Genomic DNA, 22,900 nt, shown 5'->3' with positions numbered 1-22,900 from the left:
CCTCATGATCAGTCGCATCTTCATCGATCGCCCGATCTTCGCGTGGGTGATCGCGATCATCATCATGCTCGGCGGGGCCGGCGCGATCCTCGGGCTGCCGATCGCGCAATATCCCGACGTCGCGCCGCCGCAGGTGTCGATCCGCGCCACCTATCCGGGCGCGAATGCGCAGACGTTGCAGAACGCCGTCACGCAGGTGGTCGAGCAGACGCTGACCGGCATCGACGGGCTGCTGTACTTCCAGTCGTCCTCGTCCAGCCGCGGTCAGGTGACGATCACCTGCACGTTCGACAAGAGCGTCGATCCCGACATCGCGCAGGTTCAGGTCCAGAATCAGGTTCAGCAGGCGCTCGCCCGCCTGCCGCAACAGGTGCAGCAGCAGGGCCTGATCGTCCGCAAGTCGAACCCGGACTTCCTGCTGATCGCCGCCGTGTACGATTCCACCGACCGTTCGACCAACCGAGACGTGTCGGATTACCTGACCTCGACCTTGCAGGACCCGTTGGGCCGCACCGCCGGCGTCGGCGACACCAACGTGTTCGGTTCGCAATATGCGATGCGGATCTGGCTCGACCCGAACAAGCTCAACAGCTTCCAGCTCATCCCCGCCGACGTGGTCGCCGCCGTGCAGGCGCAGAACACCGAAGTCGCGGCGGGCGAGATCGGCGGGCAGCCGTCGTCCGACAAGCAGTATCTGAACGCCGTCGTCACCGCGCAGAGCCGCCTCCAGACGCCCGAGCAGTTCCGCAACATCATCCTGAAGACGACGACAAACGGCGCGGCCGTGCGCGTGTCGGACGTCGGCTGGGTCGAGCTGGGTGCTGAGAATTACGCCGCCCGCAGCCGCATCAACCAGCATCCCGGCGCGGGTATCGCCGTGCTGCTCGCCCCCGGTGCCGACGCGCTGAAAACCGCCGAGCTGGTCAAGGCGCAGGTCGAGGCCGCGGCGAAGAACTTCCCGCCCGGTTACGAATATACCTTCGTCAACGACTCCACCGAGTTCATCAAGCTGTCGATCGAGGAGGTCGTGAAGACCCTGATCGAGGCGGTGATCCTCGTCGTCATCGTGATGTTCGTGTTCCTGCAAAGTTGGCGTGCGACGCTGATCCCGACGATCGCGGTGCCCGTCGTGCTGCTCGGCACGTTCGGCGTGTTCTACCTCGCCGGGTTCTCGATCAACACGCTGACGCTGTTCGGTCTGGTGCTCGCGATCGGCCTGCTGGTCGACGACGCGATCGTCGTCGTCGAGAATGTTGAGCGCCTGCTCGAGGAAAATCCGGAGATGTCGCCGCGCGAGGCGACGATCCAGTCGATGGACGAGATCACCGTCGCGCTGGTCGCGATCGCGCTCGTCCTGTCGGCGGTGTTCCTGCCGATGGCGTTCTTCGGCGGATCGACCGGCGTCATCTATCGCCAGTTTTCGCTGACGATCGTGTCGGCGATGGTCCTGTCGGTCGTCGTCGCGCTGGTGCTGTCGCCCGCACTGACCACGACGCTGCTGAAGCAGAAGCACGCCAAGGACGAGAATGGCGACCCGATAGAGGGTGGCTGGTTGGGCCGTAAATACCCGAAGGTCGCGCATTTCTTCGCCCGTGCCCGCGACAATTTCAATAACTGGTTCGACCGCACGTCGGACCGCTACGTCGATGCGATCAAGAAGATCATCGCGGCGAAGTGGCTGTGGCTCGGTATCTATGCCGGTGTCGTCGTGCTGCTCGCGGTGCTGTTCATGCGCATGCCCACCGGCTTCCTGCCGACCGAGGATCAGGGCATCGCGATCGTCCAGTTCCAGCTGCCCCCCGGATCGACCCAGAACCGCACGTTCGAGGTCCAGAAGGAAGTCGAGAACTACTTCGTCAAGAACGAAGGGTCGAACGTCGCGACCGCCTTCTCGGTCAGCGGCATCGGCGGCGGCGGCGCGCCCGGCGGCCAGAATACCGGTCTCGGCTTCGTGGCGCTGAAGGACTGGTCGCTGCGGGAGGGCAAGGACAATTCCGCCGACGCGATCACGCAACGCGCGTCCGCCGCGTTCGCCGGTCTTCGCGATGCGCAGGTCTATGCGCTGGTCCCGCCCGCCGTCCGCGGCCTCGGCCAGTCGAACGGCTTCACGATCGAGCTTCAGAACACCAGCGGCATGAGCCTCGCCAAGTTCGAGGAAGCGCGCGACAAGCTGCTCGCCGCCGCTTCCGGCGAGCCGACATTGGCCGGCGTGCGCCTGACGGAACTGCCCGACGTGCCCAACGTCAAGGTCAACGTCGATCCGCAGAAGCTGTCGACGCTGGGCCTGACGCAGACGACGGTGAACTCGACGCTGTCGACCGCGTGGGGCGGTCAGTACGTCAACGACTTCCTCGACCGTGGCCGCGTGAAGCGCGTCTTCGTGCAGGGCGACGCTCCATTCCGGTCGAAGCCGGAGGACATCAACCAGTGGTTCGTGCGCGGCGCGAACGGCCAGATGGCCCCCTTCTCGTCCTTCGCGACGACGACCTGGGAAAAGGCGCCGGTGTCGCTGTCGCGCTTTAACGGCATCCAGAGTTTCGAATTCCAGGGTTCGGCGGCACCGGGGCAAAGTTCGGGTCAGGCGCTGGAGACGATGCGCCGCCTCGCCGGGCAGATCCCCGGCACGTCGGTCGCGCTGGCGGGCCTGTCGTTTCAGGAGGACGTGTCCTCCGGTCAGGCGCCGATCCTGTACGGCCTGTCGATCCTCGTCGTGTTCCTGTGCCTCGCGGCGCTGTACGAAAGCTGGTCGATCCCGTTCGCGGTGCTGCTGATCATTCCGCTCGGCCTAATCGGCGCGATCGCGTTCGTCACGCTGCGTGGGCTGACCAACGACGTGTACTTGCAGATCGGTCTGCTGACGACGATGGGCCTCGCCGCGAAGAATGCGATCCTGATGATCGAGTTCGCGGAACAGGCGGAGCGCAAGGGCGCACGCGTCATCGACGCCGCGTTGCAAGCGGCGAAGATCCGACTCCGCCCGATCCTGATGACGTCGTTCGCGTTCATCTTCGGCGTGCTGCCGCTCGCCATCTCCACCGGCGCGGGCGCGAACAGCCGCATCGCAATCGGTACGGCGGTGATCGGCGGCATGTTGTCGGCGACCTTCCTCGCGATCTTCTACATCCCGCTGTTCTTCGTCCTCGTGCGCCGCGGCGTGCGTGACGGTATCGCCAAATTGCGCGGTCGCCCGACCGGCTTCCAGGGTGATGACGGGCACGGTAGGAATGGTCACGGCAGGGATGGCGACAACGATGACGGCGAACCCTATGGCCCGCCCGAAGTCCAGGGGCCGCACCGGCCGGAGCCCGCATGATGCGTAAGCCGATCCTCTCCGTGGCGCTCGCTGCGACGGTTCTGTCCGGTTGCAGCCTCGCGCCGAAATATATCCGCCCCGAACTGCCAACGCCGCAATCCTGGCCGGTCGGCGACGCGTATCTGCGCCAGACCGAGGCGGCGCTGCCGTCGGTCAGCTTTCCCGCGGTATTCACCGATCGTCGGCTCCAGACGCTGATCGAGCAGGCGCTGGTCAACAACCGCGACCTGCGCATCGCCGCCGCGAATATCCAGGCGGCACGGTCGCAATACCGCGTGCAGCGCGCCGACCTGTTCCCGCAGATCGACGCGACCGGTCGCTACACCTATTCCGGCGGCGGTCGCGGCGCGACCACGACGGCCGGGGGCGGCACCGGCGGGAACGGTGGTACGGGCGGGAACGGCACCGGCGGCACCGGCGGCACCGGTACGGGGGGCACGGGGACCGGTGGCACCGGCACGATCATCACCAGCTCGGGTGGCGGCAGTGCGTTTTCGGTCGGGCTGGGCATCACCGCGTTCGAGGTCGATCTGTTCGGCCGGGTGCGCAGCCTGACCCGCGCCGCGCTCGACCGTTATTTCGCGACCGAAGCCGCCGCCCGCGCCACCCGCCTGACGCTGGTCGGCGACATCGCCGATGCGTGGCTGACCTATGCCGCGGACCAGAGCCTGCTCCGGATCGCGCAGGACACCGCGACATCGGCGCAGCGCTCCGTCGTGCTTACCCGCGCACGTCTGCGCGGCGGCATCGCCCCGCGTACCGACGTGGCGCAGGCGGAACAGATCCTCGCCACCGCCGAAAGTGATCTCGCGCTTCAGCGGACGGCGGTGGCGCAGGACGCCAATGCGCTGCAATTGCTGGTCGGCGCCCCGGTCGATCCGGCACTGCTACCGACGACGCTGGACGAGGCATCCGCCACCGTGGCCGCGCTGCCCGCGGGGCTGGACTCCCAGATCCTGCTCCGCCGCCCCGACGTGGTGCAGGCGGAGTATGAACTGCGCGCGACCAATGCGGAAATCGGCGCAGCGCGCGCGGCGCTGTTCCCGAACATCTCGCTCACCGGACTGGTCGGCTTCGCATCGAACGCGCTATCGTCGCTCTTCAAGGGCGACAGCTTCACCTATTCGGTCGCGCCGAACGTCGGCTACCCGATCTTCCGCGCCGGTGCCGGTCGAGCCGGCGTCGTCTTCAGCCAGGCACAGCGCGATGCGGCGCTCGCCACCTACGAACGCGCGATCCAGAGCGCGTTCCGGGAAACCGCCGACGCGCTCGCGCGGCAGGGTACGATCGACCAGCAGTTGAGCGCCAATCGCCGCTTCGCCGCCGCCGCCGCCGACACGCTGCGCCTGACCGAGGCATCGTATCGGGGCGGCATTTCGCCGTTCCTCAACACGTTGGATGCGCAGCGGTCCTTCTACACCGCGCAACGCCAGTTCGTCGCGACGCAGCTGACCGCCGCATCGAACCGCGTCACGCTCTACCGCGTGCTCGGCGGCGACTCGACGCTGGAGGCTACGGCCGACGGTCCGCGTCTGCTCGCCCCGTCGACGGAGCCGAGGACCGCCACGACGCCTTGACGTCATCCGCCGGCGGGGGGAGGGTCGGGACATGAACCATGTCATCCGCCGCTTCCGCCCCGCCGATCGCGACGCGATGCTCGCGTTCGCGAACAGCCTGCCCGAGCATGACCTGCTGTTCCTCGGCCGCGACCTGCGTCAGCCACGCGTGATCGAGGCGTGGCTGGAGGCGATCGAGGCCGGCTGGATCGACAGCTTTCTTGCGGAGGCGGAGGACGGCATCATCGTCGGCAGCGCCGCGCTGCTCCGCGATCCGCACGGGTGGAGCGCGCATGTCGGCGAGGTCCGCCTGCTCGTCATGGCCGACCGCCGCGGCCATGGGCTCGGCCGCGATCTGGTGGAGGCGGTCTTCGCCGCCGCCGCCGCGCACGGCCTGTCCAAGCTGACCGCATCGATGACGGTCGACCAAGCCGGATCGCGCACCCTGCTGGAGAGCGTCGGGTTCCATCAGGAGGCGCTGCTGCAGGCGCACGTCCGCGACCAGTCCGGCACCGCACACGATCTGGCAATCCTCGCGTGCACGATCGGCGGCTGACCCGGACCCGATCCGCGCGGCCCGACGTTAGGCGCTGGAGTTCAACGAAAAGGATCACGTCGCCATGAGTATCTTCGGTTCGATCAAGGACGCGATCTTCGGCCACCCCGCCGCCGCCGAGGCGAAGCCCGCGCCGACGCCGACCCCTGCCGCGGCACCAGCGCCCGCGGCTGCCGCACCCGCGCCGGCTCCGGCTCCCGCCGCACCGAAGACGATCGACGCCGACGCCGCGCTCGAGAAGATCTACCACGCGAAGGGCGATCCCGACCTCAACTACAAATCGTCGATCGTCGACCTGATGAAGCTGATCGGCATGGACCCCAGCCTCGACAACCGGAAGACTCTCGCGACCGAGCTGGGCTACGAGGGTCAGAAGGATGGTTCGGCGGAGATGAACATCTGGCTCCACAAGCGCGTGATGGAGCGTATCCGCACCGGGCAGTAAGGCCCCCGTCATTGCGAGCGTGGCGAAGCTACGCTCGCGATACGGTATTTCAGCGACGGGGCTCAGCTATCCGCCAGCCGTCCCAACGCCCACCCCACCGCCTCGCGCACCACGGGGGAGGCATCCTCCAACAGCGGCACCAACGCAGGTCGTAGGCCCGCCGCCCCACTATTTCCCGCCGCGATCGCCGCATTGCGAACCATCCGGTCGCGGCCGATGCGCTTGATCGGCGATCCCGAGAACACCTGCCTGAACCCCGCATCGTCCAAAGCCAGCAGGTCGGCCAGTTCCGGGGCGGCGAGTTCCGCGCGCCCGATAAAGGCCATGTTCGCCGCCGCCGCATCCGCGAACTTGTTCCACGGGCACACCGCCAGACAATCGTCGCAGCCATAGATGCGGTTGCCGATCCCCGCCCGGAACTCCTCCGGGATCGGTCCCGAATGCTCGATCGTCAAATACGAGATGCAGCGCCGCGCATCCAGTTGATACGGCCCAGGAAACGCATCGGTGGGGCACGCCCGCTGGCAGGCGTCACACGATCCGCAGCGGTCGCGCCCCGCCGCATCGGGCATCAGTTCCAGCGTCGTGTAGATCGCGCCGAGGAACAGCCAGCTGCCATGCTCGCGGCTGACGAGGTTCGTATGCTTGCCCTGCCACCCGATCCCCGCCGCCTCCGCCAGCGGTTTCTCCATGACCGGCGCGGTGTCGACGAACACCTTGAGATCGCATCCTTCTCCCAAATTGGCCGCCTCCTGCGCCAGCCACCGCCCGAGCGCTTTCAGCGCCTTCTTGACGACGTCGTGGTAATCGCCGCCCTGCGCATAGACCGACACGCGCCCCCGCTCCCCCGCGTCTGCCAGCGCCAGCGGATCGCGGCCAGGTGCATAGCTCATGCCCAGCGACACGACGCTGCGCACATCCGGCCACAGACCGGCGGGCGAGACGCGGTGGTGTGCGCGCTCCTCCATCCAGATCATGTCCCCGTGCCGGCCCTGTTCCAGCCACTCGCGCAGCCGTTCGCCGGCGCGCGGCGCGGCATCGGCGCGCGCGATACCGCACGCCGCGAAGCCGAGTTCGGCTGCTTTCGCCTTGATCCGGTCTTCCAGCTTGTCTTGCGCCACCCCTCCCCGCTACCACGACCGCCCCGGCGGGAGGAAGCATGGCGGACGAACGGGCGGTCACCGCCGAGCATCTTGTGAAGCGGTACGAGCAACGTCGCGTGGTCGACGGCGTCGACCTGTCGGTGCCAGCGGGCTCGATCTACGGCGTGCTCGGCCCGAACGGTGCGGGCAAGACCACGACGCTGCGCATGCTGCTGGGCATCATCGAGCCGGACGGGGGCCATCGCACGCTGCTCGGCCATATCAACCCACGCGAGGCGAGCGACCGCGTCGGCTATCTGCCCGAAGAACGCGGACTGTATCCCGCGATGAAGGCCAAGGAGGCGATCGCGTTCATGGGCGCACTGCGCGGGCTCGACTGGGCGGAGGGGCGCCGCCGCGCCGTGACGATGCTGGAGGAGGCGGGCCTGGGCCATGCCGCCGACGAGAAGATTCGCAAGCTGTCCAAGGGCATGGCGCAGCTCGTGCAGTTGCTCGGCTCGGTCGTCCACCGGCCCGACCTGATCGTCCTCGACGAGCCGTTCTCCGGCCTCGACCCCGTCAATCAGGAAAAGCTCGAAGCGCTGATCCTCGCAGAGCGGGACCGCGGCGCGACGATCCTGTTCTCCACCCACATCATGGCGCATGCCGAACGCCTGTGCGATCGGCTGGCGATCATCGCGGGCGGGCGTCGCCGGTTCGAGGGTACCGTGGACGACGCCCGCGCCACCCTGCCCAGCCGCGTCCGCTACGTACCCCATCACCCCGCGCCGGCGATCGTACAATTGCTGCCCTCCGACGCGGTGGCGGACGGCAGCGCGTGGCGTTTCCAGTTGCCGGACGGCGGCATAGAGCCGCTGCTCGTGCCCCTAATCGAGGCAGGCTATGGCATCGCCGGCCTGACGATCGAACGCCCCGGCCTGCACGACGCGTTCGTCAGGATCGTCGGCCAGCAGCCGGGGGATGCGGCATGAACAGGTTCCGCCACGCCGTCCGTCAGGCGCTGACGATCGCCCGCCGCGATTTCGTCGCCACGGTCTACACGCCCGTGTTCCTGCTGTTCCTGTTCGCCCCCGTCCTGATCGGATCGATCAGCGCGATCGGCGGCATCGGCGCCGCGAGCATGGGCGACGGCGTCGCCGACAAGGCGCGGATCGTCGCGATCGTCCCGGCGCAGGTCGCCCCGGCGATGATCGCGCAGGACAAGCGCCTGCGCGCGATGTTCCCCCGCGACTTCCGGCCGTCCACACTCAGCATCGTCGCACCCACCGCCGATCCGGGGAAGCAGGCGCGTGCGGCGATCGACGACACGCGCTTCGACGTCGATGGCGTTCTCTATGGCAACCTGACGCGGCCGCAACTGCTCGTCCCCGCCACCGACCGCTACACCGCCCCGTATCTGGAGGCGCTGGCGCAGGCGACCTTGTCCGCCGACGCCCCCCGCATCGTCGCCACCCGCCACGAGGCTATCCGCGCCCGCGCCTCGATCGGCGGCCAGCACCAGTCGGGTTTCATCGCCGTGTTCGGCATCTTCTTCCTGACGCTGTTCCTGGCGGGGCAGGTCGTCGGCACGATGGCCGAGGAACGCAACACCAAGGTGATCGAGGTGCTGGCCGCCGCCGTTCCGCTGGAGGCGGTGTTCGCGGGCAAGCTGGTCGGCATGTTCGGCGTCGCGGTGCTCTTCGTCGGCTTCTGGGGCGCCGTGCTGCTGTCGCTCGGCCAGTGGCTACCACCGACCGCCGCGCAGGCGATCGGCGATCTCGCCCCCGCGATCGGCGCGCCGACCTTCGCGCTGCTGTTCGCGGCCTATTTCTCGCTCGCCTATCTGCTGCTCGGCTCGGTGTTCCTCGGCATCGGCGCGCAGGCGTCGTCGCAGCGCGAGATCCAGATGCTGTCGCTGCCGATCACGATCGTCCAGGTCGGGATGTTCGCGCTCGCCTCGGCGGCGGCGCGGCATCCGGAAAGCTGGGTGGCGCGCGTAGCGGAAGTCTTCCCGCTCTCGTCGCCCTTCGCGATGGCGGGCCGTGCGGCCAATTCGGCGACGCTGTGGCCGCATGCGCTGGCATTGGTCTGGCAGTTGCTGTGGGTCGCGCTGTTCATCTGGACGGGGGCACGACTGTTCCGGCGCGGCGTGCTGCAGTCGGGCAGCACCCCGTTCTGGCGGCGTTCACGGGCCGCCCCTATATCGGGGTGATGCAAACCCCCTCCGATCGTCGCACCTTCCTCGGCCTTGCCGGCCTCGGCACCGCTGCTTTCGCGCTGTTCGGCTGCAAGCAGCAGGCGCAGGCGGCCGAGCGCTATCCGGTGACGATGACCGATGCGCAGTGGCAGGCGAAGCTCGGCCCCGCCGCGTACCGCGTGCTCCGCAAGGAGGGGACCGAAGTACCGTTTACCAGCCCGCTGAACGACGAGCACCGCGCCGGCACCTTCGGCTGCAAAGGCTGCGCGCAACCGCTGTTCGCGTCGAAGACGAAGTTCGACAGCGGCACCGGCTGGCCCAGCTTCTGGGCACCGTTGCCGAAAGCGGTCGGCACGCGCGTCGACGGTTCGATGATGATGCAGCGGACGGAGGTGCATTGTTCGCGCTGCGGCGGGCATCTGGGCCATGTCTTCGACGACGGACCGAAACCGACCGGCAAGCGGTACTGCATGAACGGCGTCGCGATGACGTTCCGGGCGGCCTGAGCCGCAATCGACCCGATATAGCCAAGTTCAGGGGACTTCCTCCCCTTTCCCTCAGGGGATCGTTACGGAGCCATCTCTTCTACCACCCCGGCGAAGGCCGGGGTTCAGTTCGGGTGTCCGCTGTAGCCTACTGAAGACGGAGCCTAACTGGTCCCCGGCCTTCTCCGGGGTGGTGGCTTGCTGACAGGTAAAAATTTCCTGCGATGATTCCCTTCACGGGGAGCGCCTACTTCGAGAACTCAGTCCATCTTCCCCACGAACGCCAGCACCCGCGTCTCGCGATCGGCACCGTGGGGGTATTCGACCGCCGGCTCCGCATCGGTCGTCGGCGCGTGGCCCGAATAGATGAACCCCTTCACCGGGTAGCTCGACGTGCCCAGCCCGCCCTGCGGACCATACCATACGCGCACCTGGCTCCAGTCGCCTGCTGCCGACACGTCGACCGCGCGCACGTTCGTCTCGACGGCACCGCGCCGCGACCAGTTGGCATGGGTCAGCAGCACCTCGCGCTCGCTGACCACGCGCGACACCATCGCGACATGGCCGACGCGCATCCGACGCGTGGAGTCGAAGGCCAGCACAGCGCCCGGCTGCGGCACATGGCCACGCTCGTACTTGCCGTCCGCCTGATTCCACCAGGTGTTGGCGTTACCGTGAATATCGATGCCCGAGATTTCGCGAGCATAGGGCGCGCACTGCCAGAATTGTGCCGCAGCCGGAGTGGCCATCATCAGGCCGCACGAAAACACCAGCGCAAAACGCGCTGCAAAACTCTTGATCATGGTCGTCAGACCCCCCGGTCTCAATCGGTGTGAGTCTCGGCTACGGGCAAAGGTTTATTTTTGGAATATCGCCGGGAACCTTATCCGACGAAACGTTTCATCGGGGGGGCCAGCCCCCGATTGGGGGAGTCATGCTGTCGTTGAATCACCCATCATCGGCCGGTTTCGGGTGCTCAGCCCGGATTGCCGACGCGGTGAACCGGCTCCGGCCCGTGCGTTCGTGCCAGCGTTTCGAACTGCGTGCCGTCGATCCGGATCTCGTTGAAGCCCGGTGGGCTGTTGCGCGTCCGCACCGACAGCGTGCCCGCGCCGATCATGCGGATGACGCGCCCCGCGCGTTCGACGGGGATGTCGAACGGATCGTGGACGTGGCCCGTCAGCACGGCATGCGCGCCCGCCGCCGCCAGTTCGCTCAACGCCTCCTCGCCGCGCGCGGTCTTCGCCGTGCCCTTGGTCGGTCCCTCGATCAGCGGATGATGCGCGGCGATAAAGATCAGATTCTCCTTCGGCGCGTCCTCGATCAGCGCCAGTGCGCGGCGCAGCGAGCTTTGGCTGACGCGCCCCTTCGACCAGTTCCACCGCCACTGCGCGCGCGCCGTCGTCTTCAGCGGCACGATCGTCACGCCGTGCAATTCCAGCGGCTTCTCGATCATCCGCTCGACCGCGGCGTAGCGCGTATAGGGCGCGATGAAGCGCCGGATCGGGTCCCAGTAATAGGGAATGTCGTGGTTGCCGACCTCCAGCGTCACCGGCGCGGCGAGGCCTTTCAGCCACGCACCGCCCTCCACGAACTCCTTCGTGCGCGCCCGCATCGTCAGGTCGCCGGTCATGATGACCGCGTCCGGCTTCTCTGTCGCAACGAGTTCGGTGAACCAGGCGACCGCGGCCTTGTCCTCCTTGCCGAAATGAACATCGCTGACGTGAAAGAGCCTGATCATCCCCGGCGTTTCCCCGGCCCCAGGGCCTGCGTCAAGGCCGCCCGCGTCATGGCAGGTCGGCCAATGCGCGCGGCTGATGGATCGGACAACCGTTGAAGCGTCCGCGATAGTCGGCGGAAAAGGCGTAGGTGTCCTTGCGCGCGCGGTTGACGTTGCCGAGCGGACGGTGCGCCGCGATCCCGTGCCAGATGCTGTACGACAGCGCATCGTCGACCGCGTCGGATCCGCCATGTTCCCAGCTGTGCTGCGGCGGCACTTCGAGCGTAGCGACCGTGACGAACGGGCTCGTCTTCGCGTCCCATTCCTCGGTCGGGTCCTCGACCGGCATGGTGTCGAGATCGGTATTGAGCTGCACGCGAAACTCCCACGTGCCGCCCTGCGACACCAGCACCTCGTTCACCACCTCGCGCAGCGCGTCGGGCCGGTCGTGCGTCGACACCGTGTCACCCGTCAGCTGCGTCAGCGCGGGGCTGACCGGCACGATCTGGAAGTTGGCGATATGGTCGCCGTAACGGAACGGCGTCTGCGACCAATATGTCTCGCCCAGCGGATGCACGTTCGGCGCACCGCCCAGTTGCTGCAACGTCGCCGATGGAAGGCCGATCGCCTCAAGCGGCGCTTCGATCGCCCGCAGTATACCGGAGAGCAGCTTCTTGCCGCCCTCCGCCTTGTCGGTCGTCGCGGCCAATAGCTTCAGGTTCTTCGCGAAGGCGGCAGCGTCGGGAGCGCTGAACACCGGTCCATTGACCATGATGAAGTCCTGCGTCGTGTCGCCCTCAGACCCCGGCAACCGCTCGCCCTCGACGTTCAGGACCTTCAGCGCCAGCCCACGCGGCAGGCCGATCGAATCGTCCAGCAGGTCGCCCGGATTGGTGGAGATGCGCAGGATCGCCTCATGCTCGCCCGGCGTCGCGAACAGTCCCTGCGCCAGTTCGGGCGGCAAGCCGGAGTGGACGCGGAACACGCCCTTCGCGATCCCATGCGCCTTGGCGTGCACCGCGCGGACGGCGTGGCCATAGTCTTTCGACGTGGTGTCCAGAATGTGGCGGAACGACTCGTTGAGCTGCCCGATCGTCTCCGCCTCGTCCGGCTTCACGATTTCGACGGACGGGTCGTAGCGGATCGGTGCGGGCATGACGGTGATCTCCTGTGATCTCCGCCCGTTAACCCGCCGGTACAACGCCGCGTTCCCACCCATTCCTCGCCTGCATGGGGAGGAATGGGTGGGAAAGGGTCGCTCGAAAACGTCTCCCCACCTCAAGGGAGGGGAGCAGCCGACTCAGATATGGATCGCCCGGCCGTACGCACCCAGCACGCTCTCGTGCATCATCTCGCTCAGCGTCGGATGCGCGAAGACGGTTTCCATCAGCTCCGCCTCGGTCGTCTCGAGCTGGCGCGCGACGACATAGCCCTGAATCAGCTCGGTCACTTCCGCGCCGACCATGTGCGCGCCGAGCAATTCGCCCGTCTTGGCGTCGAATACCGTCTTCACGAAGCCCTCGGCCTCGCCCAGCGCGATCGCCTTGCCGTTGCCGATGAAGGGGAATTTGCCGACCTTCAGCTCGTACCCGGCCTCCTTCGCCTTCGCCTCGGTCATGCCGACGCTGGCGACCTGCGGACGCGAATAGGTGCAGCCGGGGATGTTGCCCTTGTCCATCTGATGCGGCGATCCGCCGGCGATCTTCTCCGCGGCGATCACGCCCTCGTGGCTCGCCTTGTGTGCCAGCCACGGTGCGCCGGTCACGTCGCCGATCGCCCAGATGCCCGGTACGTTGGTCTGGCCATAACCGTCGGTCTTGATGTGCCCGCGGTCGGTTTCGACGCCCAGCGCCTCCAGCCCGATATTCTCCGTATTCGGCACGATACCGATCGCGACGATGACGTGGCTGAACTCGGTCGTCTCGACCTTGCCGTCCTTGCCCTTGATCGACGCCTTCACGTTCGCCGCACCCGGTTCGATCTTCTCGACGCCCACGCCGGTCAGGATCTTGATCCCCTGCTTGGTCAGCGCCTTGTCCATGAACGCGGAGACTTCCTCATCCTCGACCGGCAGGATGCGGGGCAGCATCTCCACGATCGTCACGTCCGCGCCCATGTCGTTGTAGAAGCTGGCGAACTCCACGCCGATCGCGCCCGATCCGATGACCAGCAGCTTGGTCGGCATCTCGGTCGGCACCATCGCGTGGCGGTACGTCCAAACGCGCTTGCCGTCCGCCTTGGCGAACGGCAGGTCGCGGGCGCGCGCACCGGTGGCGACGATGATGTTCTTCGCCTCCAGCTCGACCGTCTTGTCGCCCTGCTTCACCGACAGCTTGCCCGGCGCGGTCAGCGTGCCGAAGCCCTCGTGCACCGCGACCTTGTTCTTCTTCATCAGGCCCTTGACGCCCGCATTCAGCTGGCCTGCGACCTTGCGCGAACGATCGACGATCTTGCCCAGATCGAACCCGACGTTGCTCGCGCTGAGACCGTAGGAATCGGCGTGCTGCATGTAGTGGTAGATTTCCGACGTCCGCAGCAGCGCCTTGGTCGGAATACAGCCCCAGTTGAGGCAGATACCGCCCAGTCGCTCACGCTCCACGATCGCGGTCTTCAGCCCGAGCTGCGACGCCCGGATCGCCGCGACATAGCCGCCCGGCCCCGAGCCGAGAATGATGAGGTCGTAGGTTTCAGCCACGGATAGCTCCTGGGGAATAGCAAAACAGAATATGCGGCGCGGGCGGCTCTAGGCCAACCCCGGCACCTTGCGCGGACGACGCTCCTCGTCGGTGGCGACGAACACGAAACGCGCCTGCGTGACCTTGCACGCCTCTTCGACATGGCGCGCGCGCCGCCAGGCCTCGACCTCGATCGTCATCGACGTATTCCCGACCGCGACCAGCGTAGCGTAGACCGACACCTCGTCGCCGACCAACACCGGCGCGTGAAACTTCATCGCGTCGACCGCGATCGTCACCGCGCGTCCGCCCGAATGGCGCGACGCCACCGACCCTGCGGCCAAGTCCATCTGGCCCATCAGCCAGCCGCCGAAGATGTCGCCATAGGGATTCGCATCGCCCGGCATCGCCGCGACGCGGATCGTCGGCGTCTGGTCCGGCAGTATCGTCACCGCGTCGCTCCCTGTCGGCCCACATCGGCGCGGCGGGCGCGGCGCAGCGGGCGGATGCTGTCGATCAGCAGCGCCAGCGTCGCGCCGCCGCCGCACCACCAGATCTCCTCCCGGCCCAACGGATAGGCCCAGGCGGCCAGCCCCGTCAGCGCCACGACGGTGACGAGGCCGATCGCAAGGTGCAACAGCTCCACCGCCACGCGCATCGGGTCAGGCCAGCATGCCCAGCGGCGTCTCGATCAATTCCTTGAACGCCTTCATCAGCTCTGCGCCGTCAGCGCCATCAATTGCGCGGTGGTCGAAGCTGCCGGTCGCCGACATCACCGTCGCGATGCCGAGTTCGCCGTCGATCACGTATGGACGCTGCTCGCCCGCGCCGATCGCCATGATCATGCCCTGCGGCGGGTTGATGACCGCCTCGAACTGCTTGATCCCGAACATGCCCATGTTGCTGATCGACGCGGTGCCGCCCTGGAATTCCTCGGGCTTCAGCTTGTTCTCCTTGGCGCGACCGGCCAGGTCCTTCACCTCGGTGGAGATCGCCGACAGCGTCTTGCCCGCGGCGTCCTTCACGATCGGCGTGATCAAACCCGACGGCGTCGACACCGCGACCGAGATATCGGCGCGCGAGAAGCTGATGAGCTGGTCCGGCGTGAACATCACGTTGCACTTCGGCACCGCGATCAGCGCGACGCCCAGCGCCTTCACCAGCATGTCGTTGACCGACAGCTTGACTCCTCGCGACGCCAATGACGCGTTCAGCTCGCCACGCAGCTTCAGCAGCGCGTCGAGGCGGATATCCACCGTCAGGTAGATGTGCGGCACCGTCTGCTTCGATTCGGTCAGGCGGCGCGCGATCGTCTTGCGCATGTTCGAGAGCTTGGTCGCCTCGTGCGGGATGTCCGGCACGGCGGCGGGCTTCGGCGCGGGCGCAGGTGCGGCGGCCTCGGCCACCGGCGCAGCCGCAGCAGCGGGCGCAGGTGCTGCTGCACCGAGCTTCGCGCCCTCGACGTCGGCCTTCACCACGCGACCGTTCGGTCCGGACCCGCTGAGACCGGCGAGGTCGATACCCTTCTCGGCCGCGATCCGGCGCGCGAGCGGGCTCGCCTTGGTCCGGCCACCCCCTCCCGACGACGCAGGCGCTCCCGACGACACAGGCGCTCCCGACGACGCGGCGCCAGCCTTCGCCGTGCCCGCATCGGCAGGACGGCCGTGATCCTCGGCCTGCGTGATCGTGCGATCGGCGGGCTTGGCCTCGCTACCGGTCTTGTTCGGATCTTCGGGGTTCGGCGCGCCCTTGAACTGCGGGTCCGTGGGCTGCGGTGTCTCGCTTTTCGTCGGTGCGGACACGGAGGAAGCGTCCTCGCCCTCCTCGGCCAGCACGGCGATCACCGCACCGACCTTCACATTGTCGGTACCTTCGGCGATGACGATCTTGGCGATCACGCCCTCGTCAACCGCCTCGAACTCCATCGTCGCCTTGTCGGTTTCGATCTCGGCCATGATGTCGCCGGACTTGACGGTATCGCCTTCCTTGACGAGCCACTTGGCCAGCGTGCCCTCCTCCATCGTCGGCGACAGGGCGGGCATTTTGATCTCGATCGACATGCAGGTCCTCGGGCTCTCCGTAACGTCATCGTCTCTCGCGCCCCAACGCCGCCGGGTCAAGGCCGGCGGCTTGCGCTCCGCCCCCCGGCGCGCCACACCGTACCGCATAAGAGGGGCCACGGACGGGAGTTCACGATGCGTATCTATCTGGTCGTGATCGACGATACGCCCGAAGCGGCGATCGCCCTGCGCTTCGCCGCACGCCGCGCCGTGAAGACCGGCGGCGGGGTCGAAATCCTGACGCTGCTGCCACCGCAGGAATTCATCGCGTTCGGCGGCGTGCAGGCGACGATCGAGGAAGAGGCCCTGCACCACGCAGAGGGTCTCGTCGAACAGGCCGCCGGCGCGCTGGTCGAGGAATCCGGCCTGAAGCCCGCGATCACCGTGCGCGGCGGCGAGGGTCCGAAGGTCATTCGCGAGATGATCGCGGCCAATCCCGACATCGCCGCCCTGGTGCTGGGCGCCGCGGCGACCGGCGCCCCCGGCGCGCTCGTCACGCACTTTACGGGGGCCGATGCGGGTGCGCTCAGCGTGCCGGTGATGATCGTGCCGGGTTCGCTGACCAGCGAACAGATCGATCGGTTGAGCTAGGCGCTCAGGCCTCCAGCCACGCCAATGCCGCAGCACGATCGTCGAAGACGCGGATCTCGTCCCGCGTCGCCGCCAGTCGCCGCGCCTGTTGCCGCGCCAGCATGCCCTTGGTGAACAACGCGACCTTGCGGGAGCGGATCGGCGGGTTCGCCATGAACGCCTGCAACGCGGCGACCACCTCCTGCGACTGGATCGCCGCGCGCGTGTAATCGCACAGCACGATCGAGGATCGCCCGCCAGCCGTCGCTGCCTGCAACGCCGCCAGCAACTCCCCTGCGAACACGCGGAGATGGTCGCTCGTCCAGAACCCTTCGACGGTGACCTCGACCATGCCGTGGTCGGGCTTGACGGTAATCGTATGCATGGCGTGTCTCCGCCTCTCGGCCTGCCCACCAGCGGTTAACCGCCGGTAACCGAACCGCTTTGGGTGACATCGCTTGAACCCGGTCGCTGCACCGGCTTAGGATCGCGGCCATGATCCTGATGCTCCTGGCCACTGCCGCCGCCGCGCCTGCTCCTGCCGCACCCGCCCGCCTCCGCGCCGATGTCGAGGCACTGGTCGGGTTCGGCACGCGCCACACCGCCAGCACCACCACCGACCCGCGGCGCGGCATCGGCGCGGCGCGCGACTGGACCGCGCAGCAATTCGCCGCGATCGCGCGCGCGTGCGGCGGCTGCGTCACCGTCGATCGCATCTCCCGCCGCGTCTCCGGTCCGCGCGCGCCGAGCGGCGTCGTGGTGGAGGACGTGCTCGGCATCCAGCCCGGCCGCGATCCGAACCGCGTCGTGATCGTCGGCGCACACATCGACAGCCGCGTCACCGATGTGATGGACACGACGAGCGACGCCCCCGGCGCGAACGACGATGCCTCCGGCGTGGCGCTGGTGCTGGAGGCTGCCCGCCAACTATCGAAGCGCAAGTTCGATGCCACGATCGTCTACGCCGTCTTCTCCGGCGAGGAACAGGGCCTGTGGGGCGCATCGCTGCTCGCCGACACCGCGAAGGCGCGCGGCTGGGATGTCACCGCGATGCTCAACAACGACATCGTCGGCAACGCCGTGGGTCAGGGCGGCAAGCGCGAGGACCGCTACGTCCGCGTCTTTTCCGAAGGCATCCGCTCGTCCGAGGACCTCGCCCAGCAACAGGCCCGCCGCGCGATCGGCGGCGAGGACGACGGCCCCAGCCGCGCCCTGGCGAAAGCGATCGGCGACATCGCGGCGGCGGATCGTGGCGGGATCGGCGTGATGCTCGACCGCCGCCCCGACCGCTTCGGCCGCGGCGGCGATCACGAGCCGTTCCTCAAGCTCGGCTACCCCGCCGTTCGCTTCTCCGTCGCCAACGAGAATTGGGACGCACAGCATCAGGACCTGCGCACGGAGGGCGGCACGGTCTACGGCGACACCGTCGACCGGATGGATTTCGCCTATCTGGCGAAGGTCACCGCGCTCAACATCGCCACCCTCGCCCGCCTCGCCGCCGCCCCGCCCGCACCCGCCAGCGCGAGTTTGAAGGGCGATCTGTCGCGCGACACGATCGTCCGCTGGGCCGCATCGCCGGGCGCGGTGCGCTACCGCGTGCGCTGGCGGCGCAACGACACGGCCGACTGGACGCAGACCCGCGATGTCACGGGCACGGAAACGAACTTGGCGCAGGTGCCGGTCGACGACCATTTCGTGGGCGTCTCCGCGGTGGCGGCGGACGGATCGGAAAGCCTCGTCACGTTCGCGGGAAGGGAAACGGCACGGTGATGTCGCCACACCGCAGCACTGCGCCTTGGAACTGACACCCGCGACGCCCGCCGTATGTCCGGATCAAGCGGCAGATTCCCGTGCGCCGGCGCGCGATGCCGGGCGACAAGTCAACGCCGGCAGCACAGTGCCTTGCTCTTGACCCGACGCTTGGCATGCCACGTCCGCCGCGGCGCATCCTCGTAATATTCGGTCGTTGTCGTGGTCGTGACCACCGGCGCGCTTTGCACCGTCACCGTCGTCGTGGTGCCGCCGCCGCCATAATAATCGGCCCCGCCGCCCGTCGTCACAACCGTGTGCCCATCCTGCGACACCCAATGCTCGCCACCGCCATAGCCGTGCGCAACGGGCGGCGGCGGATAGGCTGCGCCATAGCCGCGATCGTCATAGCCGCGCCGTTCGTAACCTCCGTCGTCATGACTACGGTCGTCGCGATACGCATAACCGTCCGGCTCGCGGCCGCGATCTTCGCCCTTATCGATCGCATAGCCCGCCGCCGCACCGACGCCCGCACCGATCAGCGTTCCGCCCAACCGGTTGCCGCGACCCGCGATCACGTTGCCCGCAACGCCACCGGCCACCGCACCGATCGCCGCCCCGCCCAGGCCGTTGTCGCCGGTCCGCGTATCGCGGCGCGCGGGCGGATACGGCGGCGGGGGACCACGGTCGCCCGCCATCTCGTAACTACCGCCGTCATAATGGTCCCAGTCGATTCCACCGACCGTGTCGTAGACCGATCCCCGCGCATCGATCAGCACCGCATCGTCATAATAGCGCGACCAGCGATAGCCCGCCCGCGGCTGCGCCAACCCGTACGCCGACCAATTGCCCAGCGCGAAACCCGGCTGCACCCAATAGGGCGGCAGCGCCCAGCCGGCATAGGGCCGGCGATAGCCGTTCCATCCGCCCGGCGCGTTCCAGCCCGCCGCCCAACGCCCTTGCCGCATCTGCCAGCGCGGGCCGGCCCGCATCGTCGTCCCCCGCTGCGCCGCGACGATCGGACGTGCGGGAGCAGAAGGCATGGCCCGCACGGGAGCGGCAGGCATCGCCGCCCGCCCCGGCACCGGGTAGGATGCACCCGCGGACCCCGCCCGCTGCGCGTCGGCCGCACCCGCGGCGACGAGCATCCCCGCGATCATTCCAGCACCCGCAATCGCGCGCATGGGCCGTCTCCCCGATCAAACCGTGGAAGCCGCCCACGCGGACTCCGTTCGTCCACGATCTACCATCGGCCCACCGCACCTGCCAGCGCGCGTCCAGTCCCGATCTGGATCAGTCCACAGGCGTCGGCGACAGCCGCTCGACGAGCAGCGCCGCCAGCGCCTCGCATCCCTTCGCGTCCTCCGCATCGAACCGCGCCGGCTCCGGGCTGTCGAGGTCGAGCACGCCCAGCACCACGCCGTCCCTGACCAGCGGCACCACCAGTTCGGACCGGCTCGCCGCGTCGCAGGCGATGTGGCCCGGGAACGCATGCACGTCCTCGACCAGTTGCGTCTCGCCCGTGGCCGCGGCGGTGCCGCAAACGCCCTTGCCCACCGCGATGCGGATGCACGCCGCCTTGCCCTGGAACGGCCCCAGCACCAGTTCGCCGTCCACCATGCGATAGAAACCCGCCCAGTTCAGGTCCGGCAGATATTGCCAGATCACCGCCGCCGCGTTCGCCATATTGGCGATCGAATCCGGCTCCCCAGCCGTCAGTGCATCGATCGCCGCCGTCAGGTCGCGATACAACTCCGCCTTCGAACCGTTGGAAACATCGAACGAATACATCAATCCACCTTCACCCGCCCGCGGCCCGCCTTGACGCCCGCACGCTTTACCTTGCCCTCGACTCGCCGCGCCTTGGCGGCCTTGGACGGCTTGGTCGGCCGCCGCTTCTTGGGCACGAAGGTGGCGTCGCGGATCAGCGCGATCAAGCGTTCGCGCACCTCCTGCCGGTTGAGCAGTTGCGACCGCGATCCCTCGCCGCGCAACACCAGCACGCCATCGCGCGTCATCCGCGATCCCGCCAGCTCCGCCAGCCGCATCTTCACCGCGTCCGGCAGGTTCGGCGAGTTCGCCACGTCGAACTTCAGGATCACCGCACTGTCGGTAGTGTTGACGTGCTGCCCACCGGGCCCGCCCGCCCGCGTCGCCGTCTCCTGCAACTCGCCGTCGTCGATGGCGATGCTGCGGGTGACGGGAATGGCGGTCACGGCTCCCAACCCGCAAAGCGCTCCGGCAACGGCGCGATGGCGTGGATCGGATCCTTGCCCGGCCTCGCGACCGTCAGTTCGGCGGCATGCAGCATCATCCCCAGCCGATCCGCGCGCCCATAGACCGGGTCGCCGACCACCGCCGCACCCAGACCGGTCGCGGCATGCACGCGGATCTGGTGGGTCCGGCCCGTCTCGGGACGGAACTCGACCAGGCTGCGCCCGTCACGTGTCGCCAGCCCCCGCCACTTCGTCCGCGATGCCTTGCCGCCCGAATCGCCGACCATCCGCCAGCCCGCCTCCGCGCTCGACACCTTCGCCAGCGGCAGGTCGATCAGCCCCTCGCCCTCGATCACGCCTTCCAGCACCGCGAGGTAGCGTTTCTCGACGCTGCCCGCCTCGAACGCCTGCTGGAACCGCGCCCCCGCCTTGGGATTGCGCGCCAGCAACAGGCATCCGCTGGTATCCCGGTCCAACCGGTGCACCGCGGTCGGCCAGCGCCGGAAGCCGAACTTCAGCGATTCGAGGTGGTTTTCGAGACTCAGCGAGCCGTCGCGCGGCTTGTCGACCGGCAGTCCGGCGGGCTTGTCGATGACGAGGGCTTCGCCGTCGATGAACAGGACGTGGTCACCATGCATGCCGCGCTCCTTGCCACCGCCGCGCCCGCCATGCCAGAGGGCGCGCGCGATGCTGCTGATGCTCCTGCTCCAGGCCACCGCGCCAAACCCGGCTCTGGCGCCCACCCCGGACGGCCGCGTCCTCGGCCATTTCCCCTACGGCGACGTCGCGCCCGGCGAACTGGTCGATGCCCCGACCGGTTTCGGCATTCACGCCTGCCGCATCCGCCGCGACGTGCTGCCCGACCTGCAACGCCTGCTGATGGCCGCCGCCAGCGACCCGAGCGTCGGCGGCACCCTGCGCGGCCTGTCCTGCCACCGCTCGATTCAGCGTCAGAGTGGCGTGTTCCGAACCGGCGGCGAGGGCGATGCCGAAAGCCGGTCGATCTCCGTCGCACCACCCGGCCATAGCGAGCATACCACCGGTTATGCGATCGACTTCGCGATCCGCCCCTCGCCCAATTGCCCCGACATCGAGGCATGCATGGCCAATCTGCCCGCGGCGAAATGGCTGATCGCCAACGCCCCGCGCTTCGGGTTCGAGATGAGCTTCCCCGCCGGCAATGCGCAGCGCGTAAAATGGGAGCCGTGGCACTGGCGCTGGGTCGGCACGACCCGCGCAACCCCCGGTGCCGCCCAGGCCCGCTTCCTCTTCGCCAAGGCGCGCGCGGCGTTCCCCGCCGACCCCGGCATTGCCGAGCCGCTGAAGATCGTCCTGACCGGCCAACCGAATGCACCGGTCCGGGAAGTGGTGAAGGCGGACAAAAAGAAAAAGCGCAAACGCTAAAATCCTCCCCGTTCACGGGGAGGGGGACCACGAAGCGGTGGAGGGGCAGCCACGAGCGACACTGCCAGCAGCTACCCCTCCGTCACGCCTTCGGAGCGCCCCGGCAAGTTCTTCTAACTCCCCTCCCCTCGGGGAGGGGTTGGGGGAGGGCGGCGCCGCAGGCCACACGGCCAAGGCTCCACCCCACCCCCACCCTCCCCTCGCCGGGGAGGGAGAAAATCACATCATCCGAACAGCTTCGCCGCCGTCTCCGCGATCCGCTTGCCCTGATAGCGCGCGCCGTCCAGTTCCACCGCACTCGGCTGGCGCGAGCCATCGCCATCCGCCAGCGTCGACGCGCCGTACGGCGTGCCGCCCTTCACCTCGTCGACGCCCATCTGGCCCTGATATCCGTAATCCAGGCCGACGATCGTCATGCCGTGATGCAGCAGGTTGGTGATGATCGAGAACAGCGTCGTCTCCTGCCCGCCATGCTGGCTGGCGGTGGAGGTGAAGGCGCCGCCGACCTTGCCGATCAGCTTGCCCTGAAACCACAGACCGCCCGTCGTATCCCAGAACGCCGCCATCTGCGCCGGCATCCGGCCATAGCGGGTCGGCGCGCCGACGATGATCGCGTCATACTGCGTCAGCGCGTCGGGACCCTCGATCTCGGGATGCGCGGTGTCGGTCTTGAAGTGCGCCGCCTCAACGACATCCTTCGGCGCGGTCTCGGCGACGCGGCGGATGTCGACCTCGGCCCCACCCGCGCGCGCACCCTCGGCGACCGCGTCCGCCATCTGCTCGATATGGCCGTAGGACGAATAATACAGCACCAGAACCTTGGTCATGCGGCTAAACTCCAGAAGGATGGGAACGGCAGCGTCGGGGACGAA

General features: G+C 68.0%; 24 protein-coding genes. 10 read left to right on the top strand and 14 right to left on the bottom strand.

Translation table 11 applies throughout. The features are described 5' to 3' along the window. Positions 1-4: 4 nt before the first annotated feature. The 4 genes from AC0CH8_RS08820 to AC0CH8_RS08805 all read left to right on the top strand — a co-directional run bounded on the left by AC0CH8_RS08820 (position 5) and on the right by AC0CH8_RS08805 (position 5,870). A complete protein-coding gene (locus AC0CH8_RS08820; RefSeq protein ID WP_465239546.1) occupies positions 5-3,313 on the top strand; it encodes a multidrug efflux RND transporter permease subunit in 3,309 nt (1,102 codons plus the stop codon). Then, the gene (locus AC0CH8_RS08815; RefSeq protein ID WP_465239545.1) at positions 3,310-4,890 is read left to right on the top strand and encodes an efflux transporter outer membrane subunit; all 1,581 of its coding nucleotides are present in this window, start codon (positions 3,310-3,312) and stop codon (positions 4,888-4,890) included. Before AC0CH8_RS08820 ends, AC0CH8_RS08815 begins: the two co-directional genes overlap by 4 nt. Before the next feature lie 31 nt (positions 4,891-4,921). Beyond that, complete coding sequence (locus AC0CH8_RS08810) at positions 4,922-5,425, top strand: N-acetyltransferase family protein (protein ID WP_465239544.1); 504 nt, start codon at positions 4,922-4,924, stop codon at positions 5,423-5,425. 64 nt (positions 5,426-5,489) lie between these two features. Continuing rightward, positions 5,490-5,870, top strand: coding sequence for a DUF3597 domain-containing protein (locus AC0CH8_RS08805; protein ID WP_465239543.1), 381 nt, complete (start codon positions 5,490-5,492; stop codon positions 5,868-5,870). Positions 5,871-5,932: 62 nt separating this feature from the next. Here AC0CH8_RS08805 and queG read toward each other — a convergent pair whose 3' ends face one another. Continuing rightward, the gene (gene queG, locus AC0CH8_RS08800; protein WP_465239598.1) at positions 5,933-6,976 is read right to left on the bottom strand and encodes a tRNA epoxyqueuosine(34) reductase QueG; all 1,044 of its coding nucleotides are present in this window, start codon (positions 6,974-6,976) and stop codon (positions 5,933-5,935) included. Positions 6,977-7,029: 53 nt separating this feature from the next. Here queG and AC0CH8_RS08795 point away from each other — a divergent pair, with 53 nt between their 5' ends. From AC0CH8_RS08795 to msrB, 3 genes are read left to right on the top strand one after another with little or no spacing between them, the layout of a single operon-like run. Beyond that, a complete protein-coding gene (locus AC0CH8_RS08795; RefSeq protein WP_465239542.1) occupies positions 7,030-7,944 on the top strand; it encodes an ABC transporter ATP-binding protein in 915 nt (304 codons plus the stop codon). Continuing rightward, complete coding sequence (locus AC0CH8_RS08790; RefSeq protein ID WP_465239541.1) at positions 7,941-9,164, top strand: ABC transporter permease; 1,224 nt, start codon at positions 7,941-7,943, stop codon at positions 9,162-9,164. The genes AC0CH8_RS08795 and AC0CH8_RS08790 overlap by 4 nt, the downstream gene beginning before the upstream one ends. After that, positions 9,164-9,655 carry a peptide-methionine (R)-S-oxide reductase MsrB gene (gene msrB / locus AC0CH8_RS08785; protein ID WP_465239540.1) on the top strand — a complete coding sequence of 164 codons (492 nt, stop codon included), beginning with the start codon at positions 9,164-9,166 and terminating at the stop codon, positions 9,653-9,655. The genes AC0CH8_RS08790 and msrB overlap by 1 nt, the downstream gene beginning before the upstream one ends. Before the next feature lie 239 nt (positions 9,656-9,894). Here the strand turns inward: msrB and AC0CH8_RS08780 are convergent, their stop codons facing one another. The 7 genes from AC0CH8_RS08780 to AC0CH8_RS08750 form a co-directional block, all read right to left on the bottom strand. Continuing rightward, a complete protein-coding gene (locus tag AC0CH8_RS08780; RefSeq protein WP_465239539.1) occupies positions 9,895-10,437 on the bottom strand; it encodes a CHAP domain-containing protein in 543 nt (180 codons plus the stop codon). Positions 10,438-10,610: 173 nt separating this feature from the next. Continuing rightward, positions 10,611-11,375: a metallophosphoesterase family protein gene (locus AC0CH8_RS08775; RefSeq protein WP_465239538.1), complete on the bottom strand. Its 765-nt coding sequence runs from the start codon at positions 11,373-11,375 to the stop codon at positions 10,611-10,613. Between the two features lie 46 nt (positions 11,376-11,421). Next, positions 11,422-12,510: a catalase family protein gene (locus AC0CH8_RS08770; RefSeq protein ID WP_465239537.1), complete on the bottom strand. Its 1,089-nt coding sequence runs from the start codon at positions 12,508-12,510 to the stop codon at positions 11,422-11,424. A 144-nt stretch (positions 12,511-12,654) separates the two neighbouring features. Continuing rightward, positions 12,655-14,049 (bottom strand): dihydrolipoyl dehydrogenase, encoded by a 1,395-nt coding sequence (gene lpdA, locus AC0CH8_RS08765; RefSeq protein WP_465239536.1) that lies wholly within the window; start codon positions 14,047-14,049, stop codon positions 12,655-12,657. A 48-nt stretch (positions 14,050-14,097) separates the two neighbouring features. Beyond that, positions 14,098-14,436, bottom strand: coding sequence for an acyl-CoA thioesterase (locus AC0CH8_RS08760; protein ID WP_211534435.1), 339 nt, complete (start codon positions 14,434-14,436; stop codon positions 14,098-14,100). 41 nt (positions 14,437-14,477) lie between these two features. Further along, positions 14,478-14,687, bottom strand: a complete 210-nt coding sequence (locus AC0CH8_RS08755; protein WP_465239535.1) for a hypothetical protein — start codon at positions 14,685-14,687, stop codon at positions 14,478-14,480. Positions 14,688-14,691: 4 nt separating this feature from the next. Next, entirely contained in the window at positions 14,692-16,089 is a 1,398-nt protein-coding gene (locus AC0CH8_RS08750) for a pyruvate dehydrogenase complex dihydrolipoamide acetyltransferase (RefSeq protein ID WP_465239534.1), read from the bottom strand. Positions 16,090-16,224: 135 nt separating this feature from the next. Between AC0CH8_RS08750 and AC0CH8_RS08745 the strand changes: the two genes are divergently transcribed. After that, complete coding sequence (locus AC0CH8_RS08745) at positions 16,225-16,680, top strand: universal stress protein (protein ID WP_204197587.1); 456 nt, start codon at positions 16,225-16,227, stop codon at positions 16,678-16,680. 4 nt (positions 16,681-16,684) lie between these two features. Here AC0CH8_RS08745 and AC0CH8_RS08740 read toward each other — a convergent pair whose 3' ends face one another. After that, on the bottom strand, positions 16,685-17,044 hold the full coding sequence (locus AC0CH8_RS08740; RefSeq protein WP_465239533.1) for an exodeoxyribonuclease VII small subunit: 360 nt from the start codon (positions 17,042-17,044) through the stop codon (positions 16,685-16,687). 110 nt (positions 17,045-17,154) lie between these two features. Here AC0CH8_RS08740 and AC0CH8_RS08735 point away from each other — a divergent pair, with 110 nt between their 5' ends. Then, on the top strand, positions 17,155-18,429 hold the full coding sequence (locus AC0CH8_RS08735) for a M20/M25/M40 family metallo-hydrolase (protein WP_465239532.1): 1,275 nt from the start codon (positions 17,155-17,157) through the stop codon (positions 18,427-18,429). A gap of 110 nt (positions 18,430-18,539) precedes the next feature. Here the strand turns inward: AC0CH8_RS08735 and AC0CH8_RS08730 are convergent, their stop codons facing one another. The 4 genes from AC0CH8_RS08730 to AC0CH8_RS08715 form a co-directional block, all read right to left on the bottom strand. Next, entirely contained in the window at positions 18,540-19,592 is a 1,053-nt protein-coding gene (locus tag AC0CH8_RS08730) for an RcnB family protein (RefSeq protein WP_465239531.1), read from the bottom strand. A gap of 109 nt (positions 19,593-19,701) precedes the next feature. Continuing rightward, positions 19,702-20,199 (bottom strand): GAF domain-containing protein, encoded by a 498-nt coding sequence (locus AC0CH8_RS08725; RefSeq protein WP_465239530.1) that lies wholly within the window; start codon positions 20,197-20,199, stop codon positions 19,702-19,704. After that, positions 20,199-20,624 carry an alternative ribosome rescue aminoacyl-tRNA hydrolase ArfB gene (gene arfB, locus AC0CH8_RS08720; protein ID WP_465239529.1) on the bottom strand — a complete coding sequence of 142 codons (426 nt, stop codon included), beginning with the start codon at positions 20,622-20,624 and terminating at the stop codon, positions 20,199-20,201. The genes AC0CH8_RS08725 and arfB overlap by 1 nt, the downstream gene beginning before the upstream one ends. Continuing rightward, positions 20,621-21,262: an RluA family pseudouridine synthase gene (locus AC0CH8_RS08715; protein WP_465239528.1), complete on the bottom strand. Its 642-nt coding sequence runs from the start codon at positions 21,260-21,262 to the stop codon at positions 20,621-20,623. Before AC0CH8_RS08715 ends, arfB begins: the two co-directional genes overlap by 4 nt. A gap of 49 nt (positions 21,263-21,311) precedes the next feature. Between AC0CH8_RS08715 and AC0CH8_RS08710 the strand changes: the two genes are divergently transcribed. Next, entirely contained in the window at positions 21,312-22,028 is a 717-nt protein-coding gene (locus tag AC0CH8_RS08710; protein ID WP_465239527.1) for a M15 family metallopeptidase, read from the top strand. A 224-nt stretch (positions 22,029-22,252) separates the two neighbouring features. Here AC0CH8_RS08710 and wrbA read toward each other — a convergent pair whose 3' ends face one another. Next, positions 22,253-22,855, bottom strand: coding sequence for an NAD(P)H:quinone oxidoreductase (gene wrbA / locus AC0CH8_RS08705; RefSeq protein WP_204197540.1), 603 nt, complete (start codon positions 22,853-22,855; stop codon positions 22,253-22,255). Positions 22,856-22,900: the final 45 nt, after the last annotated feature.

Source organism: Sphingomonas sp. AC435, from assembly GCF_979253005.1.
Note: the sequence above shows the minus strand (reverse complement) of the source record. Positions and strands in the feature narration are given on the sequence as shown.